11 protein-coding genes and 3 pseudogenes are annotated in these 19,396 nt (G+C 59.4%); 12 read left to right on the forward strand and 2 right to left on the reverse strand.

Annotation, left to right across the window (positions count from 1 at the left end; translation table 11 throughout):
- Positions 1-88 precede the first annotated feature (88 nt).
- The 7 genes and pseudogenes from yegD to baeR all read left to right on the forward strand — a co-directional run bounded on the left by yegD (position 89) and on the right by baeR (position 12,626).
- A pseudogene (gene yegD / locus AAHB66_RS15395) lies at positions 89-1,442 on the forward strand (molecular chaperone).
- Between the two features lie 206 nt (positions 1,443-1,648).
- Positions 1,649-2,884, forward strand: a complete 1,236-nt coding sequence (locus AAHB66_RS15400; RefSeq protein WP_347113500.1) for an MdtA/MuxA family multidrug efflux RND transporter periplasmic adaptor subunit — start codon at positions 1,649-1,651, stop codon at positions 2,882-2,884.
- Positions 2,884-6,009, forward strand: a complete 3,126-nt coding sequence (locus AAHB66_RS15405) for an MdtB/MuxB family multidrug efflux RND transporter permease subunit (protein ID WP_347113501.1) — start codon at positions 2,884-2,886, stop codon at positions 6,007-6,009. The genes AAHB66_RS15400 and AAHB66_RS15405 overlap by 1 nt, the downstream gene beginning before the upstream one ends.
- A complete protein-coding gene (mdtC, locus tag AAHB66_RS15410) occupies positions 6,010-9,087 on the forward strand; it encodes a multidrug efflux RND transporter permease subunit MdtC (RefSeq protein WP_347113502.1) in 3,078 nt (1,025 codons plus the stop codon). It begins immediately after the preceding gene.
- Positions 9,087-10,503, forward strand: a pseudogene (locus AAHB66_RS15415) (MFS transporter). The gene mdtC and the pseudogene AAHB66_RS15415 overlap by 1 nt, the downstream one beginning before the upstream one ends.
- Positions 10,500-11,904 (forward strand): annotated as a pseudogene (baeS, locus tag AAHB66_RS15420) (two-component system sensor histidine kinase BaeS). Before AAHB66_RS15415 ends, baeS begins: the two co-directional pseudogenes overlap by 4 nt.
- Positions 11,901-12,626, forward strand: a complete 726-nt coding sequence (gene baeR / locus AAHB66_RS15425) for a two-component system response regulator BaeR (protein WP_347113503.1) — start codon at positions 11,901-11,903, stop codon at positions 12,624-12,626. Before baeS ends, baeR begins: the two are co-directional and overlap by 4 nt.
- A gap of 35 nt (positions 12,627-12,661) precedes the next feature.
- On the opposite strand, the gene AAHB66_RS15430 is transcribed toward baeR, so the two are convergent.
- The gene (locus AAHB66_RS15430; protein WP_347113504.1) at positions 12,662-13,405 is read right to left on the reverse strand and encodes a MerR family transcriptional regulator; all 744 of its coding nucleotides are present in this window, start codon (positions 13,403-13,405) and stop codon (positions 12,662-12,664) included.
- A gap of 114 nt (positions 13,406-13,519) precedes the next feature.
- A complete protein-coding gene (locus AAHB66_RS15435; protein WP_347113505.1) occupies positions 13,520-14,740 on the reverse strand; it encodes a diguanylate phosphodiesterase in 1,221 nt (406 codons plus the stop codon).
- Between the two features lie 306 nt (positions 14,741-15,046).
- On the opposite strand from AAHB66_RS15435, the gene ycgZ reads away from it, so the two are divergent.
- From ycgZ to yegS, 5 genes are all read left to right on the forward strand, one after another.
- A complete protein-coding gene (gene ycgZ, locus AAHB66_RS15440; RefSeq protein WP_347113506.1) occupies positions 15,047-15,286 on the forward strand; it encodes a regulatory protein YcgZ in 240 nt (79 codons plus the stop codon).
- 135 nt (positions 15,287-15,421) lie between these two features.
- A complete protein-coding gene (locus tag AAHB66_RS15445; RefSeq protein WP_347113507.1) occupies positions 15,422-15,736 on the forward strand; it encodes a hypothetical protein in 315 nt (104 codons plus the stop codon).
- Between the two features lie 39 nt (positions 15,737-15,775).
- Positions 15,776-16,054 carry a biofilm development regulator YmgB/AriR family protein gene (locus AAHB66_RS15450; protein WP_347113508.1) on the forward strand — a complete coding sequence of 93 codons (279 nt, stop codon included), beginning with the start codon at positions 15,776-15,778 and terminating at the stop codon, positions 16,052-16,054.
- 172 nt (positions 16,055-16,226) lie between these two features.
- Positions 16,227-17,588, forward strand: a complete 1,362-nt coding sequence (yegQ, locus tag AAHB66_RS15455) for a tRNA 5-hydroxyuridine modification protein YegQ (protein WP_347113509.1) — start codon at positions 16,227-16,229, stop codon at positions 17,586-17,588.
- An 832-nt stretch (positions 17,589-18,420) separates the two neighbouring features.
- The gene (gene yegS, locus AAHB66_RS15460) at positions 18,421-19,320 is read left to right on the forward strand and encodes a lipid kinase YegS (protein WP_347113510.1); all 900 of its coding nucleotides are present in this window, start codon (positions 18,421-18,423) and stop codon (positions 19,318-19,320) included.
- The last annotated feature ends 76 nt before the right edge of the window (positions 19,321-19,396 follow it).

Here is a 19,396-nt window from a genome sequence, read left to right on the forward strand (position 1 = left end):
GGTTACGCCTTGCTTTCATATTCCAGTTGTCGCCAGCCTGACATTTCGCTAAAGTCTCGCCCCTTCTCAATGGCATGGGGACGCTGACGTGTTTATCGGATTTGACTATGGCACCGCCAACTGCTCGGTAGCGGTAATGCAAAACGGGCAGCCGCAGCTGCTGAAAATGGAAAATAACAGCACGCTGCTGCCGTCGATGCTCTGCGCACCGACCCGCGAGGCGGTGAGCGAGTGGCTGTACCGCCATCACCAGGTTCCGGCCACCGGCACGGAAACCCAGGCGCTGCTGCGCCGCGCGGTCAACTTTAACCGCGACGAAGATATCGACGTGACCCCCGGCAGCGTGCAGTTTGGCCTGTCGTCGCTGGGTCAGTACATTGAGGATCCGGAGGAGGTGTACTTCGTTAAGTCACCGAAATCCTTCCTCGGTGCCACGGGTCTGAAGCCGCAGCAGGTGGCGCTGTTTGAAGATCTGGTCTGCGCCATGATGCTGCACATTCGCCAGCAGGCGCAGTCCCAGTTGACGGACGACATCACCCAGGCGGTGATTGGCCGTCCGATCAACTTCCAGGGGCTGGGGGGGCGATGAGGCCAACCAGCAGGCGCAGGGGATCCTCGAGCGTGCCGCACAGCGCGCCGGATTCCGCGACGTGGTGTTCCAGTATGAGCCGGTTGCCGCCGGTCTGGACTTCGAAGCGACCCTGAGTAGTGAAAAACGGGTGCTGGTCGTCGATATCGGCGGCGGGACCACCGACTGCTCGCTGCTGCTGATGGGCCCGCAGTGGCACCAGCGCCGGGATCGCGAAACCAGCCTGCTGGGACACAGCGGCTGTCGTATCGGCGGTAACGATCTGGATATTGCCCTGGCCTTCCGGAGCCTGATGCCGATGCTCGGCATGGGCGGCCAGACCGAAAAAGGCACCGCCCTGCCGATCCTGCCGTGGTGGAACGCCGTGGCGATCAACGACGTGCCGGCGCAAAGCGATTTCTACAGCGTTGCCAACGGCCGTTTCCTTAACGACCTGGTGCGCGACGCCCAGGACGGCGACAAAGTGGCGCTGCTGCATAAAGTGTGGCGTCAGCGTCTGAGCTACCGGATGGTGCGCAGCGCCGAAGAGAGCAAAATTGCACTCTCCGAGGCCGCAGAGCACGCCGTGACGCTGCCTTTTATCAGCGATGAGCTGGCGACGGCCATCAGCCAGCAGGGTCTGGAAGCGGCGCTTGCTCAGCCGTTACAGCGCATTCTGGAACAGGTGCAGCTGGCGCTGGATAACGGCAACGAAAAGCCGGACGTGATCTATTTGACCGGCGGTAGCGCCCGTTCACCGCTGATCAAAAAAGCGCTGGCGCAGCAGCTGCCGGGCATCCCGATTGCCGGGGGCGATGATTTCGGCTCCGTCACCGCCGGGCTGGCCCGTTGGGCGCAGGTGGTGTTTAGTTAAACACCCCCTCACCCTAACCCTCTCCCCAAAGGGGAGAGGGAATAATCAAGACCGTAGGCCGGGTAAGGCGCAGCCGCCACCCGGCAATGCCGTCCATAATCCAGACAATTCCAGACAGTCTTCCATATTTCCTCCATTTTTCTGCTCCATTACCTCACTAAACTAGTATTATTTTCCGCACAGTTTCAGGATGAGTACGTATAACGATGAAAGGCCGCAATAAATCCCGCTGGGTAATCGCCGCTGGCATCATTGTGGTGGCCCTTGCCGCCGCGTGGTACTGGCATCAACACGCTTCTGCTCCAGCCGGTGCAACCAGCCAGGCGCAGCGCCCGGCGGGCGGTGGTGGACGCCACGGAATGCGCAGCGGCCCACTGGCCCCGGTGCAGGCCGCGACTGCGGTCAGTAAATCCGTGCCGCGCTATCTCTCCGGGCTCGGTACCATTACCGCCGCCAACACCGTCACCGTGCGCAGCCGCGTCGACGGGCAGCTGATCGCCCTGCACTTCCAGGAAGGGCAACAGGTGAAAGCCGGCGATCTGCTGGCCGAAGTCGATCCCAGCCAGTTCAAGGTCGCGTTGGCCCAGGCACAAGGGCAGCTGGCGAAAGACACTGCTACCCTCGCCAACGCCCGCCGCGATCTGGCCCGTTATCAACAGCTGGTGAAAACCAACCTCGTCTCCCGCCAGGAGCTTGACGCCCAGCAGGCGCTGGTCAGCGAAAGCCTCGGCACCATCAAAGCGGATCAGGCCGCCGTGGCCAGCGCGCAGCTCCAGCTCGACTGGAGCCGCATCACCGCCCCTATCGACGGGCGCGTGGGTTTAAAACAGGTGGATATCGGTAACCAGATCTCCAGCGGCGATACCACCGGGATCGTGGTGCTTACCCAGACCCACCCTATCGATCTGGTGTTTACCCTGCCGGAGAGCGATATCGCCACCGTTATCCAGGCACAGAAAGCCGGGCAGAGCTTAACGGTGGAGGCCTGGGATCGGGCCAACAAGCAGAAGCTGAGCGACGGCACCCTGCTGAGCCTCGACAACCAGATCGACACCACCACCGGCACCATCAAGCTGAAAGCGCGCTTCAACAATCAGGACGATGCCCTGTTCCCGAACCAGTTTGTTAACGCCCGGATGCTGGTGGCCACCGAAGAGAACGCGGTGGTGATCCCGACCGCGGCCCTGCAGATGGGTAACGAAGGCAACTTCGTCTGGGTGCTGAACAGCGACAACAAAGTCAGCAAACACCTGGTGAAACCGGGTATTCAGGACAGCCAGAGCGTGGTGATTGCCGCCGGGCTGTCGGCAGGCGACCGCGTGGTGACCGACGGCATCGACCGTCTGACCGAAGGGGCAAAAGTGGAAGTGGTGGAAGCCCACGCCGACACCTCTGCACAACCGGCAAAACGCGAACATAAAAAACAGGGAGAGAACGCCTGATGCAGGTGATGCCCCCGAGCTCTACAGGCGGGCCGTCACGTCTGTTTATCCTGCGCCCTGTCGCCACCACCCTGCTGATGGTGGCGATCCTGCTGGCGGGGATCATCGGCTACCGCTTCCTGCCGGTCTCTGCCCTGCCGGAAGTGGATTACCCCACCATTCAGGTGGTGACGCTCTATCCTGGCGCCAGCCCGGATGTCGTCACTTCCGCGATCACCGCCCCGCTGGAGCGTCAGTTTGGCCAGATGTCGGGCCTGAAGCAGATGTCCTCCCAGAGTTCCGGCGGCGCGTCGGTGGTGACGCTGCAGTTCCAGCTCAGCCTGTCGCTGGACGTCGCCGAGCAGGAGGTGCAGGCCGCCATTAACGCCGCCACCAACCTGCTGCCGTCCGATCTGCCTAACCCGCCGGTCTACAGCAAGGTCAACCCGGCGGATCCGCCGATCATGACGCTCGCCGTCACCTCCTCCGCCATGCCGATGACCCAGGTCGAAGACATGGTAGAAACCCGGGTGGCGCAGAAGATTTCCCAGGTCTCCGGCGTCGGGCTGGTAACCCTCTCCGGCGGCCAGCGCCCGGCGGTTCGCGTGAAGCTGAACGCCCAGGCGATCGCCTCTCTCGGGCTGACCAGCGAAACCATCCGCACCGCCATCAGCAACGCCAACGTCAACTCGGCGAAAGGCTCCCTCGATGGCCCGACCCGGGCGGTGACGCTTTCCGCCAATGACCAGATGCAGTCCGCCGATGAGTATCGTCAGCTGATTGTCGCCTACCAGAACGGGGCGGCGATCCGCTTAGGGGATGTGGCGACCGTCGAGCAAGGCGCTGAAAACAGCTGGCTCGGGGCGTGGGCCAACAAGCAGCAGGCGATCGTGATGAACGTCCAGCGCCAGCCGGGGGCGAACATCATCGATACCGCCGACAGCATTCGCACCATGCTGCCAACGCTTATCGACAGCCTGCCGAAGTCGGTGAGCGTCAAGGTGCTGTCGGACCGTACCACCAACATTCGCGCCTCGGTCAGCGACACCCAGTTTGAGCTGATGCTGGCGATTGCGCTGGTGGTGATGATCATCTACCTGTTCCTGCGCAACGTTCCGGCGACCATTATTCCCGCCGTGGCGGTGCCGCTGTCGCTGGTCGGCACCTTCGCGGTGATGGTGTTCCTCGACTTCTCGATCAACAACCTGACGCTGATGGCCCTCACCATCGCCACCGGCTTTGTGGTGGATGACGCCATCGTGGTGATCGAGAACATCTCCCGCTATATCGAAAAAGGCGAAAAGCCGCTGGCGGCGGCGCTGAAAGGGGCGGGCGAGATCGGCTTCACCATTATCTCCCTCACCTTCTCGCTTATTGCGGTGCTGATCCCGCTGCTGTTTATGGGCGATATCGTCGGACGCCTGTTCCGCGAGTTTGCCGTGACCCTGGCGGTGGCGATCCTCATCTCGGCGGTGGTCTCCCTGACCCTGACGCCGATGATGTGCGCCCGCATGCTAAGCCACGAGTCTTTACGCAAGCAGAACCGCTTCTCCCGCGCCTCAGAGCGGATGTTTGAGCGCATTATTGCCGCCTACGGCCGTATGCTGGCGAAAGTGCTCAACCACCCGTGGGCGACTCTCGGCGTGGCGCTGGGCACCCTGGCCCTGAGCGTGCTGCTGTGGGTGATGATCCCGAAAGGCTTCTTCCCGATCCAGGATAACGGCATTATTCAGGGCACCCTGCAGGCCCCGCAGTCGGTCTCCTTCGCCAGCATGGCCCAGCGCCAGCAGGCGGTTTCGGAAGCGATCATGAAAGATCCGGCGGTGGAGAGCCTCACGTCATTCGTCGGCGTCGATGGCACCAACCCGTCGCTCAACAGCGCCCGCCTGCAGATCAACCTCAAGCCGCTGGACGATCGCGACGACCGGGTTAACACGGTGATCGAACGCCTGCAGAGCGCGGTGGCGAAGGTGCCGGGCGTGGAGCTGTACCTGCAGCCGACCCAGGATCTGACCATCGACACCACGGTGAGCCGCACCCAGTATCAGTTCACTCTGCAGGCCACCAGCCTCGACGCCCTCAGCACCTGGGTACCGCAGCTGGTGGATGAACTACAGCAGCTGCCGCAGCTCTCCGACGTCAGCAGCGACTGGCAGGACAAAGGGCTGGCGGCGTACATCAACGTTGACCGCGACAGCGCCAGCCGTCTGGGGATCTCCATGGCGGATGTCGATAACGCCCTGTACAACGCTTTCGGCCAGCGCCTGATCTCCACCATCTACACCCAGGCCAACCAGTACCGGGTGGTGCTGGAGCACGACACCCGGCAGACGCCGGGGCTGGTGGCGCTCGATTCGGTGCGCCTGACCAGCAGCAGCGGCGGCATTGTTCCCCTGAGCGCGATTGCCAAAGTGGAGGAGCGCTACACCCCGCTGGCGGTGAACCATCTGGATCAGTTCCCGTCCACCACTATCTCGTTTAACGTCCCGGATGAATACTCGCTGGGCGAAGCGGTGCAGGCGATCACCGACGCGGAGAAAAACCTCAGCTTCCCGACCGACATCCAGACCAAATTCCAGGGCAGTACGCTCGCCTTCCAGGCGGCGCTCGGGAGCACTATCTGGCTGATTGTCGCCGCGGTGGTAGCGATGTACATCGTGCTGGGGGTGCTGTACGAGAGCTTTATCCACCCGATCACCATTCTGTCGACCCTGCCGACGGCGGGCGTGGGGGCCCTGCTGGCGCTGATGCTGGCGGGCAGCGAGCTGGACGTGATTGCGATCATCGGCATCATCCTGCTGATCGGTATCGTCAAGAAGAACGCCATCATGATGATCGACTTTGCCCTCGCCGCCGAGCGCGAGCAGGGCATGGCGCCGCGGGAGGCGATCTATCAGGCCTGCCTGCTGCGTTTCCGTCCGATCCTGATGACCACCCTCGCCGCCCTGCTCGGTGCCCTGCCGCTGATGCTCAGCACCGGAGTCGGGGCCGAACTACGTCGTCCGTTAGGGATCGGCATGGTCGGCGGTTTGCTGGTGAGCCAGGTCTTAACCCTGTTCACCACCCCGGTGATCTATCTGCTGTTTGATCGCCTGGCGCTGTGGAGCAAAAGCCGCTTCCCGAAACGTGAAGAAGAGGAGGCGTAAGTGAAGTTTTTTGCCCTCTTCATTTACCGCCCGGTGGCGACGATTTTGATTTCGCTGGCCATCACCCTCTGCGGCGTGCTCGGCTTCCGGCTGCTGCCGGTGGCCCCGCTGCCGCAGGTGGATTTCCCGGTGATCATGGTCAGCGCCTCGCTGCCCGGGGCCTCGCCGGAGACCATGGCTTCGTCGGTGGCAACGCCGCTGGAGCGCTCGCTGGGGCGCATTGCCGGGGTCAACGAGATGACCTCCAGCAGCTCGCTTGGCAGCACGCGCATCATTCTGGAATTTAACTTTAACCGCGACATCAACGGCGCGGCGCGCGACGTGCAGGCGGCGATCAACGCCGCGCAAAGCCTGCTTCCGAGCGGAATGCCGAGCCGGCCGACCTACCGCAAAGCCAACCCGTCCGATGCGCCGATCATGATCCTGACGCTCACCTCGGACACCTACTCCCAGGGGCTGCTGTACGACTTCGCCTCCACCCAGCTGGCGCAAACCATCGCCCAGATCGACGGCGTGGGCGATGTCGACGTCGGCGGCAGCTCCCTGCCCGCAGTGCGCGTGGGGCTGAACCCGCAGGCGCTGTTTAATCAGGGCGTCTCGCTGGATGACGTGCGCAGCGCCATCAGCAACGCCAACGTGCGTAAACCCCAGGGGTCGGTGGAGGACGGCAGCCACCGCTGGCAGATCCAGACCAACGACGAGCTGAAAACCGCGGCGGAATATCAGCCCTTAATCATCCACTACAACAACGGCGCGGCGGTGCGCCTGAGCGAGGTGGCGAGCGTCACCGATTCGGTGCAGGACGTGCGTAACGCCGGGATGACCAACGCCAAACCGGCCATTTTGCTGATGATCCGCAAGCTGCCGGAAGCCAACATTATTGAGACGGTGAACAGCATCCGCGCCCGTCTGCCGGAGCTGCAGGAGACTATTCCGGCGGCCATCGATCTGCAGATCGCCCAGGATCGCTCTCCCACCATCCGCGCCTCGCTGGAGGAGGTGGAGCAGTCGCTGATCATCTCGGTGGCGCTGGTGATCCTGGTGGTGTTCCTGTTCCTGCGCTCCGGGCGCGCGACGCTGATCCCGGCGGTGGCGGTCCCGGTGTCGCTGATCGGCACCTTCGCCGCCATGTACCTGTGCGGCTTTAGCCTCAACAACCTGTCGCTGATGGCCCTGACCATCGCCACCGGCTTTGTGGTGGACGACGCCATCGTGGTGCTGGAGAACATCTCCCGCCACCTCGAAGCGGGGATGAAACCGCTCCAGGCGGCGTTGCAGGGCAGCCGGGAGGTAGGCTTTACGGTGCTCTCCATGAGCCTGTCGCTGGTGGCGGTGTTCCTGCCGCTGCTGCTGATGGACGGCCTGCCGGGGCGTCTGCTCAGGGAGTTCGCCGTTACCCTCTCGGTAGCGATCGGAATTTCGCTGTTAGTCTCCTTAACCCTGACGCCGATGATGTGCGGCTGGATGCTCAAGCGCAGCCCGCCTCAGTCGCAGCCGCGCAAGAAAGGCTTTGGCCGGATGCTGATGGCGCTGCAGGCAGGCTACGGCAAATCGCTGAAATGGGTGCTGAACCACACCCGGATCGTCGGCCTGGTGCTGGTCGGCACCATCGCGCTTAACGTCTGGATGTACATCACCATCCCGAAAACCTTCTTCCCGGAGCAGGACACCGGGGTGCTGATGGGCGGCATTCAGGCCGACCAGAGCATCTCCTTCCAGGCGATGCGCGGCAAGCTGCAGGATTTCATGAAGATCATCCGCGAAGACCCGGCCGTGGATAACGTCACCGGCTTTACCGGCGGCTCGCGGGTCAACAGCGGGATGATGTTTATCACCCTCAAGGCGCGCGATGTGCGTAACGAAACCGCCCAGCAGGTGATCGACCGCCTCAGGGTTAAGCTCGCCAAAGAGCCGGGGGCAAACATGTTCCTGGTGGCGGTGCAGGATATTCGCGTCGGCGGGCGTCAGTCGAACGCCAGCTACCAGTACACCCTGCTGTCGGACGATCTGGCGGCACTCAGGGAGTGGGAGCCGAAGATCCGCAAAGCGCTGGCGGCCCTGCCGGAGCTGGCGGACGTTAACTCCGACCAGCAGGATAACGGCGCGGAGATGGCCCTGACCTACGATCGCGAAACCATGTCGCGGCTGGGCATCGATGTCAACGCCGCCAACAGCCTGCTGAATAACGCCTTCGGCCAGCGGCAGATCTCGACCATCTATCAGCCGATGAACCAGTACAAGGTGGTGATGGAGGTCGATCCGCGCTATACCCAGGATATCAGCGCCCTGGATAAGATGTTCGTGATTAATAACGACGGCAAGGCGATCCCGCTGTCGTACTTTGCCCGCTGGCAGCCTTCGAACGCGCCGCTGTCGGTGAACCACCAAGGGCTGTCGGCGGCCTCGACGGTGTCGTTTAACCTGCCGACCGGTAAATCCCTGTCGGAAGCCAGCGATGCCATCAACCGCGCCATGACCCAGCTTGGGGTGCCGTCAACGGTGCGCGGCAGCTTCGCCGGTACCGCCCAGGTGTTCCAGGAGACCATGAACTCGCAGGTGATCCTGATTCTGGCGGCGATCGCCACGGTCTATATCGTGCTCGGGGTGCTGTACGAGAGCTACGTTCATCCGTTGACCATTCTCTCCACCCTGCCCTCGGCGGGCGTGGGGGCGCTGCTGGCGCTGGAGCTGTTTGGCGCGCCCTTCAGCCTGATTGCGCTGATTGGCATTATGCTGTTAATCGGGATCGTGAAGAAAAACGCCATCATGATGGTCGACTTTGCGCTGGAGGCCCAGCGCAACGGCAACATGACCCCGCAGGAGGCGATCTTCCAGGCCTGCCTGCTGCGTTTTCGTCCGATCATGATGACTACCCTGGCGGCGCTGTTCGGCGCCCTGCCGTTGGTGATCTCCAGCGGTGATGGCGCGGAGCTGCGTCAGCCCCTTGGGATCACCATTGTCGGCGGGCTGGTGATGAGCCAGCTGCTGACGCTGTACACCACCCCGGTGGTCTATCTGTTCTTTGACCGCTTACGGGTGCGTTTTTCACGTAAACAGAAAGAGACGGTAAACGGCTAATGACGGATCTCCCCGCTAACGTTCGCTGGCAGTTGTGGATTGTCGCCTTCGGCTTTTTTATGCAGGCCCTGGATACGACCATCGTTAACACCGCCCTCCCCTCGATGGCGCAAAGCCTGGGGGAGAGCCCGCTGCATATGCATATGGTGATCGTCGCCTATGTGCTGACGGTGGCGGTGATGCTGCCCGCCAGCGGCTGGCTGGCAGACAAGGTCGGGGTGCGCAATATCTTCTTTACCGCCATCGTGCTGTTTACCGCCGGGTCGCTGTTCTGCGCCCGGGCGGAGACCCTCAACGAGCTGGTGATGTCCCGGGTGTTGCAGGGCGTCGGCGGGGCGATGATGGTCCCGGTCGGCAGGCTGACGGTGATGAAGATCGTCCCGCGCGCGCAGTATATGGCGGCGATGACCTTCGTTACCCTGCCCGGCCAGGTGGGGCCGCTGCTTGGCCCGGCTCTCGGCGGGATGCTGGTGGAGTATGCCTCCTGGCACTGGATCTTCCTGATCAACCTGCCGGTGGGCATTATCGGGGCGATAGCTACCCTCTGGCTGATGCCGAACTACAAAATGCAGACCCGGCGCTTCGATCTGGGGGGGCTTTTTCCTGCTGGCGGCGGGTATGGCGACCCTGACCCTGGCGCTGGACGGGCAAAAAGGGCTGGGGATCTCCTCGCTGGCTATGGCCGGGCTGGTCGCTATCGGCGTGATGTCTATTCTCTGGTATCTGTGGCACGCCAGGGGTAACGATCGCGCCCTGTTCAGCCTGTCTCTGTTTCGCAATACCACCTACCGGCTGGGGCTGCTCGGCAGCTTTGTCGGACGCATCGGCAGCGGGATGCTGCCGTTTATGACCCCGGTCTTTTTGCAGATTGGCCTCGGCTTTTCGCCGTTCCACGCCGGTCTGATGATGATCCCGATGGTGCTCGGCAGCATGGGCATGAAGCGCATTGTGGTCCAGGTGGTGAATGCTGTGGGCTATCGCCGGGTGCTGGTGGCCTCCACCCTCGGGCTGGCGCTGGTGAGCCTGCTGTTTATGGCCGTGGCGCTGCTCGGCTGGTACTACGTCCTGCCGCTGGTGCTGTTCTGCCAGGGGATGATCAACTCCATCCGCTTCTCCTCCATGAACACCCTGACCCTGAAGGATCTGCCCGACGAGCTGGCCAGCAGCGGCAACAGCCTGCTGTCGATGATCATGCAGCTGTCGATGAGCGTCGGCGTCACCATCGCCGGGCTGCTGCTGGGCATATACGGCCAGCACCACCTGACCGCCGACAGCCCGGTCGTCCATCAGGTGTTCCTCTACACCTACCTGAGCATGGCGGTGATTATCGCCCTGCCGGCCATTGTTTTTGCCCGGGTCCCGGATGATACCAGCAAGAATGTCGTCATCAGGCGGCGCAAAAGGAGTGAACCATGAAGTTCTGGCGGCCCGGCATTACCGGCAAGCTGTTTCTGGCCATCTTTGCCACCTGCATCGTGCTGCTGATCACCATGCACTGGGCGGTGCGGGTCAGCTTTGAGCGCGGTTTTATCGACTACATCAAACACGGTAACGAGCAGCGCTTACAGGGCCTGAGCGATGCCCTCGCCGAGCAGTACGCCCTGCACGGCAACTGGCGTTTTTTACGCAACAACGACCGTTTTATCTTCCAGATCCTGCGCTCGCTGGAGCATGATACCGACGACGATCGTCCCGGCCCCGGCATGCCGCCCCACGGCTGGCGCACCCAGTTCTGGGTGATCGACCAGGAGATGCGGGTGCTGGTCGGCCCGCGCGCCCCGGTGCCGCCGGACGGCACGAAGCGGGCTATCACCGTCAACGGGGCGGCCGTCGGCTGGGTGATCGCCTCCCCGGTTGAACGGCTGACGCGCAATACCGACATCAACTTTGACCGGCAGCAGCGCCAGACCAGCTGGCTGATTGTCGCCCTCTCCACCCTGCTGGCCGCGCTGGCGACCTTCCCGCTGGCGCGTGGACTCTTAGCCCCGGTAAAACGGCTGGTGGAGGGGACGCACCAGCTGGCGGCGGGCGATTTTACCACCCGGGTGGATACCCGCAGCCAGGACGAGCTGGGCAAGCTGGCGCAGGACTTTAACCAGCTCGCCAGCACCCTCGAGAAGAACCAGCAGATGCGCCGGGATTTTATGGCCGATATCTCCCACGAGCTGCGCACCCCGCTGGCGGTGCTGCGCGGCGAGCTGGAGGCGATCCAGGACGGCGTGCGCAAGTTCACTCCCGAGTCCGTCACCTCATTGCAGGCAGAAGTCGGCACGCTTACCAAGCTGGTGGATGATTTGCATCAGCTGTCGATGTCCGACGAGGGGGGCGCTGGCCTATCAGAAAGCGCCGGTGGATGTGATTAACATTCTGGAAATGGCCAGCGGCGTTTTCCGCGAACGCTTTGCCAGCCGCGACCTGCGCATTGAACTGTCTCTGCCGGAGAACGCGGTGGTGTTTGGCGATCGCGACCGGCTGATGCAGCTCTTCAACAATCTGCTGGAAAACTGCCTGCGCTATACCGATGCGGGCGGCATGCTGCGTATTTCCGGCAAATGCGAAGATCACCGCTTTGCGCTGACCTTTGCCGATACCGCCCCCGGCGTCTCTGACGAGCAGCTCAGCAAGTTATTTGAGCGTTTTTACCGTACCGAAGGTTCCCGCAACCGTGCCAGCGGTGGATCCGGGCTGGGGCTGGCGATCTGCGTCAACATCGTCGAGGCCCACGGGGGCACCATCCGCGCCGCCCATTCGCCTTTTGGCGGGGTTAGCATTACAGTAGAGCTACCGCTGGAACGCGATTTATCGAGAGAAGTATGACTGAGTTACCCATTGACGAAAACACACCCCGCATCCTGATCGTGGAGGATGAGCCTAAGCTTGGGCAGTTATTAATCGACTATCTGCGGGCGGCGAGTTATGCCCCGTCGCTTATCAGCCACGGCGATCAGGTCCTGCCCTATGTGCGCCACACCCCTCCGGATCTGATCCTGCTCGATCTGATGCTGCCCGGCACAGACGGCCTGACCCTGTGCCGCGAGATCCGCCGCTTCTCTGAAGTGCCGATTGTGATGGTGACCGCCAAAATCGAAGAGATCGACCGCCTGCTGGGGCTGGAGATCGGCGCGGATGACTACATCTGCAAGCCCTACAGCCCGCGGGAAGTGGTGGCACGGGTGAAAACCATTCTGCGCCGCTGCAAACCGCAGCGCGAGCTGCAGGCGCTGGATGCTGAAAGCCCGTTGATTATCGACGAAAGCCGTTTCCAGGCCAGCTGGCGCAGCAAGCTGCTGGATCTGACGCCTGCCGAGTTCCGCCTGCTGAAAACCCTGTCGCACGAGCCGGGCAAGGTCTTCTCCCGCGAGCAGCTGCTGAACCATCTGTATGATGACTACCGGGTGGTGACCGACCGTACCATCGACAGCCATATCAAAAACCTGCGACGTAAGCTGGAATCCCTCGACGCGGATCAGTCGTTTATTCGTGCGGTATATGGTGTGGGTTATCGCTGGGAAGCGGATGCGTGCCGGATCGGCGCGTGAAAGGTGAAAATGACCCGCTGCGGCGGGTAATCTCATCAGGCAGCTTCGGCTGCCCCGTGGGCGGTAATGCTGTATCCCTGCTTTTGCCAGTGCTCCAGCTGCATGCGCTGCTGCGGCGATAACGTCTGACCGGCCCAGACGAGGATATGCTGCCCGGGGAAGAACTCCGGATGGGGTAACTCCAGCGGTTCCGCAAACACGTTGACGCGCCAGCCGCGCTGCGAAAGACGCCACGCCTCCAGCCACAGGCGGGTACGATCCTCAATACTCCAGCCAATCAGCAATGCATCCCTGCCCGCTTTGGCGCGTGAGTCGCTCAGGCTGGTAACCGCCTGCTCAATCAGAATGCCGTCCAGCATGCTGCACATGATGCCCGCGGTATTTTGATCGAGGCTGAGGGTTTCCCGCACGGGAATAAACACCTGGTCGATAAGCGCATCTACGGGATGGTGCTGGCAAAACGCCACGATCTGGGCCCGGCATTTTCCCGGGCTGACCTGACGCAACGTGCCCATCATCTCTTCCTGCAGCGTGCGCCAGTCTCCCGGCTCGGGCGCTTTATCCTGATCGAGAAGGGCTTTAACCTTACCCACCGGCACGCCACGCTCAATCCAGCGCTTGATCTCCTCAATGCGCTGGATATCTTCGTCGTCAAATTGTCGATGCCCGCCTTCACTGCGCTGTGGTTTGAGCAGACCATACCGGCGCTGCCATGCGCGTAATGTGACGGGGTTGATGCCGCAGCGTTCTGCGACATCGCCAATACTGTAAAAGGCCATCGATACCCCATGCCTGATCGATATATTCTGTAAACAAAGTAACGAATCTCATCGGGCTGTACAACCCGTTATATTGTACAACAGAATTGTATCACTGCCTGGTGTGTATCACTTTCAGAATGTATCGCGCGGCTCAGGCCAGCATACAGGCGGGATGCCAGCCAGTTCCGGGTGGGCAAACAGGTGCCCCTGGAAATGCGAAACTCCGGCTGATTCCAGCCACATCCACTCTTCCGGCTGCTCAATACCCACCGCTGAGATCAGAATTTCCAAAGCTGTACAACATTTGATGATGGCCAGCACTATTGCCTGGCGTGGGCCGCTCTTGTGCACGTCGCGAATCAGGTCGCGGTTGATCTTAATCCGGTCCGGCTGGAACTGCGCCAGCAGCAGCAGCCCGGCAAAACCACCGCCGAAGTGGTCAATGGCCACGCCGATGCCTGCCGCCTTTAACTCACGCACCGCGCCGGTGAATTCGTCGAGACGGGAGATGACTTCGTTCTCGGTAAACTCAACCACGATCTGTTCGGCCACCAGCCCGTTAGCCTCTATCTCCTGAATCAGATAGCTAACCGCATCAGGCACGTTAACCAGCGTCATTGGGAGCAGGTTTATAGACAGGCTCTGCTCTCCAAGCCCTAGCGCGCGGGCCATCGCAAAAGCCACGCTCTTGCTTTTGAGGTCGGCTTCGTAGAGTTCATTCCCAACTAATCCCTCGAACCAGTGCCGGGAGACCCCTCCTTCCGGGGTGCGGATCAGGGCTTCCAGGGAGACTATTTCCCGCGCCAGCGGATCGATAATCGGCTGGAAGGCGAAGTTGCACACCTCGCTGTAGCGCTGCGACAGGGAACGAACGCTGGGAGCATCAGTATCGGCAATAAACTCCCAGTGATCCCCTGACGGCAGCTCAAAATAGTTCTCTTTTTCGCTCTCTTCAACGAAGGTTCTGAAGAACTGCAGCGCCCTGTCGTTATAGGTCAGCTGGTACCTGGACGTGCCTTTATCCAGCACGTTTTGTAGCACCTCATGGCGAATATATTTACGTAAATCAAAGAGTTCCATACCGCACTTGCCGAAGCGACGCGCAGGAGAGTAATCACACAGCAGCTCTACTACGTTGTGATGGCGCGGGTCTTCACATATCGCACGGTAAATGGCTCTTACGTTTTCCTCAGGCCCTTCAAGCAGCTGAAAAAAGAGCTTGCCGTTAAACAGAAGAATGCCGCTGACTTCGGCTTCCCTGTTCTTTTTGTTTGCTGCAACAACCATGTCTTCCAGCACAGTAACCGGTACGTGGTCACGAAAGTGACTACGGTAAATGATGGTAGTGAGCATAGGGTTTCCAATAGAGGAGATGAATGAAAGTCCACAGTATCAGATGGTTGGCGCTACGTCTTATTAACCCATCCGGGGGGCTACCATGCCCTAATCCTGTTTCGGCAATAACGGTTAAAATCCCAGGAAATGTACAATATTTTCTTTCTTTTTTAGCAAATTTTTTACTGTTAACGTCTTGATTACTCTGAGTTAGCACGTATTGATCAAAATATATTTGTTAAGTTGTACAATTAGTATGTACAGTATTTACCAGTTAACAAGACATTAACCATATTTTAGCACCGCGGATTTCAGGAGTGACATATGCGCCAAAACGGGTTTGCACCGACTACAGCCAATGCCATTGCCCAATATTTTAATAAAGCAAACCAGCCTTCTCAGCAGGAGACGCTGGGACAAATTGTGGTAGAGATCCTGCGGGAAGGAAAAATCCTCAACCGAAAAGCGATCTGCACCCGACTGCTATACCGGATGGAACAGGCATCGGATCGGGAAGAGGAGAGCCGCTATCAAACGCTGATTGGCCTGCTGTTTGATCGATAAGAGACGTACGCCCACAGCTGCTAATTGAATTGTTTTCAAGTCAGTTTTTTCTTCGGACAGCTTTATACTGTCGCCACAGACTGACTTAATGCCTTGAATCCCCCATCAGGTGGAGAGGGCAACAGAGACGTAGTTATGAACAGAAGTGACCATGAACGATTAACTGATGAACTTATTGGCGAAGCCACCCTTTCTCTGCTTAAGGAAAACGGCCCTATCAGCATGAAGCTCTTGCTGCAAAGGCTGCAACAGATGTTATCGGCAGAGCGAGACGGCCAGCGTCGGAATGTGCTTTCCCAAATTATTCTGGAAATTTCCAGCGACGGTAAGGGGAACACCCGACGTGAACCTAAAAGTGAACAGCAGGATTGGGACACGGATGGTCGAAACAACAGCAATGTGTATCCCCTGTTTGGCAATAGCCAGCAAGCCAACAGCAAAAAACACTAACTGTATTATTAATTCATTAACTAAACCGGTGTGACACCTATGAGCCAGGCGATGCTCCAGAAATCAGACTTTTATGACGAACTGCCAAACGATGCGTTGTCCAACTATTTTCGCAGCGCCGGCGGTTTGTTAGCCGAAGAGTGGGCCCTGCTGGAATCAGTCGTGAGCGCAATTCTGGATGCGAAGGAACCGCTGACCAACAAAGCGATTATTGTACGACTGATTAAGCAGATTGAGTCCACGCGCGACGTCGTCAAAGCCGATATCATTCGTAAAACGCTGGAAATTATTGTCGATCACACCCAGGATGACCTCTGAGCCCCCCCGCTGAATTAAACGCCGACGGTACTGTCCTGCCGTCGGCGTTTCGTTATCTGAATGGTTTACCTCCCTGTCCCGCAGCGTTACAATGCCCGCCCTTAAAGTATGGGATCTCCTCCCGGCGCCCACCCGTGTGCGCATCTGACCTGTCATCAGAACGAGAACAAACATGTTTAAACCGGAACTCCTCTCCCCGGCGGGAACGCTGAAAAATATGCGTTACGCCTTCGCCTATGGCGCCGATGCCGTCTATGCGGGCCAGCCGCGCTACTCGCTGCGCGTGCGTAATAACGAATTCAACCACGAGAATCTGCAGCTCGGCATCAACGAAGCCCACGCGCAGGGGAAAAAATTCTACGTGGTGGTCAACATTGCGCCGCATAACGCCAAGCTGAAAACCTTCATTCGCGACCTGAAACCGGTGGTAGAGATGGGGCCGGATGCGTTGATTATGTCGGATCCCGGTTTAATCATGCTGGTGCGGGAGAACTTCCCGGAGATGGACATTCACCTATCGGTGCAGGCCAATGCCGTTAACTGGGCAACGGTGAAATTCTGGCAGCAGATGGGGCTGACCCGCGTAATTCTGTCCCGCGAACTGTCGCTGGAAGAGATCGAAGAGATCCGCAGCCAGGTGCCGGAAATGGAGCTGGAGATTTTCGTCCACGGCGCGCTGTGCATGGCCTACTCCGGCCGCTGCCTGCTCTCTGGCTACATCAACAAGCGTGACCCGAACCAGGGCACCTGCACCAACGCCTGCCGCTGGGAGTATAAGGTCCAGGAAGGTAAGCAGGATGAGGTGGGCAACATCGTGCATAAGCATGAGCCGATCCCGGTGCAGACCATTGAGCCGACGCTGGGCATCGGTGCGCCGACCGACAGCGTGTTTATGATTGAAGAGGCCCAGCGCCCGGGCGAGTACATGACCGCGTTCGAAGATGAGCACGGCACCTACATCATGAACTCCAAGGATCTGCGCGCCATCGCTCACGTTGAGCGCCTGACACAGATGGGCGTCCACTCCCTGAAGATTGAAGGCCGCACCAAATCCTATTACTACTGCGCGCGTACCGCTCAGGTTTATCGCAAGGCGATTGACGACGCGGCGGCGGGTAAACCGTTCGACGCGACCCTGCTGGAAACCCTGGAAGGGCTGGCGCACCGCGGCTATACCGAAGGCTTCCTGCGTCGTCATACCCATGACGATTACCAGAACTACGACTACGGCCACTCGCTTTCCGAGCGCCAGCAGTTTGTCGGTGAGTTCACCGGCGAGCGCAAGGGGCCTCTGGCAGCGGTGGCGGTGAAAAACAAATTCCTCGTCGGCAACAGCCTGGAGTTGATGACCCCGCAGGGCAACGTCAACTTTACCCTCGAACATATGGAGAACGGTAAAGGGGGAGCGGTCGCAGTCGCGCCGGGAGACGGACATACCGTCTGGCTGCCGGTACCGGAAGATATCTCGCTGGACTATGCCCTGCTGATGCGTAATTTCATCGGGGAAAATACCCGTAATCCGCACGTTGGGTAAGATTAAAGGGTTATTTTTTGGTATGAGATGATTCTTAGAATTCGATCACATACCGCTGCGTTTGATACGGGTATTATCTATAACGCTGAAAAACATAACCCATAAATGCTAGCTGTACCAGGAACCACCTCCTTAGCCTGTGTAATCTCCCTTACGCAGGCTAATTTTTTTGCCTGAAATTCCTCTCACCCCCATCTCCCTGCCTGCTGTCGCAACACAACCATTAGCGTCCCTAACGTAAATTTTTCTTTATTTACAACGAGAAGTAACTGAAATCATCAATTTATTAAAGGTAGGGTATTCATAGACATCCAGAATGCTATTCTTCTTATGAATGAAATTTCACTTAAGGAGAAGGAGAAATCTATGTACTGGGTGGTTGAAAACAGGATGGTGTGCCCTCGTACCGGAACAATATTCATTCACGTTCTGACTGTTAAAAATCTTAGATTGATAATCTGGTATAAAGGCGATTACTTTATCAGCACGGGTTCAGTTCTCATTACCGGTCCCTTCGGAATTGCCGTTGACGGCACCCTCAGAAAGTTCCACATTCTGCGAACCTTTCCCTATAACCCCACCTTTTGGTCATCATTTGTCGCGAAATCGGGATGCCCTGGTAACGATGGCACCCTGGTAACCCGCTGCAAACATCATCCCGATTGTGTTTTCGCGCTATGCCCGTATGGCGCCATTGCGTCATAAAGTTATGAATCCGAGTGGCGCACGTTTTGGCTCGCCACTCATTTAATTTTCGCCTTTCATCCTCTTCTTACCCGCTTTTCCCCGCGCTGCGATACACTTTTGAAAGATCAGCACAGGAGCAATGTGGATGGCGACCTATCCGGCAAGTTTATTAATTCTGAACGGCAAAGGAACAGGCAACGATCTGTTGCGCGAAGCCGTGACGCTTCTTCGTGAAGAAGGGGTGGTGATCCATGTCCGCGTGACGTGGGAGAAAGGTGATGCAGCCCGTTATATTCAGGAAGCCTGCGACCTCGGGGTGGAGACCGTCATTGCGGGCGGCGGCGATGGCACCATAAATGAAGTGGCGACGGCGCTGATTGACCTGCCAGAGACGCAGCGTCCGGCACTGGGCATTTTGCCGCTCGGCACCGCCAACGATTTCGCCACCAGCGCCGGGATCCCTGAAAGCCTCGACAAAGCCCTGCAGCTGGCGATTGCCGGTAAAGCCACGGCGGTGGATATTGCCCGGGTCAACGACGAAACCTGTTTTATTAATATGGCGACCGGCGGGTTTGGGACACGTATTACCAGCGAAACCCCGGAAAAACTGAAAGCCGCGCTGGGCGGCGTTTCGTATCTGATCCACGGTCTGGCGAGAATGGATTTACTCAAACCCGACACCTGTGAAATTCGCGGCGAGAACTTTCGCTGGGAGGGCGATGCGCTGGTAATCGGTATCGGCAATGGCCGTCAGGCAGGAGGCGGGCAGCAGCTCTGCCCGGATGCGTTGATTAACGACGGGCAGCTCCAGCTGCGTATTTTTTCCGCCAACGAACTGCTTCCGGCGCTGCTGACGACGCTGACCAGGCCGGAAGAGAGCCCGAACGTCATTGACGGTCAGTCAGCCTGGTTTGAGGTCGTTGCCCCACACGGCATGACCTTTAATCTGGATGGTGAACCGCTGAGCGGTAACCATTTCCGTATAGCGCTGTTGCCCGGCGCGCTCCAGTGCCGGCTGCCGCCGGATTGCCCGCTTCTGCGCTGATAAGTGCGGCCTGATGCCCTCACCCCGACCCTCTCCCACTGGGAGAGGGTGCAAACACTAAAAACGGTAACATGCG

Source organism: Leclercia sp. S52 (assembly GCF_039727615.1).
GTDB classification, from domain to species: Bacteria; Pseudomonadota; Gammaproteobacteria; order Enterobacterales; family Enterobacteriaceae; genus Enterobacter; species Enterobacter adecarboxylatus_B.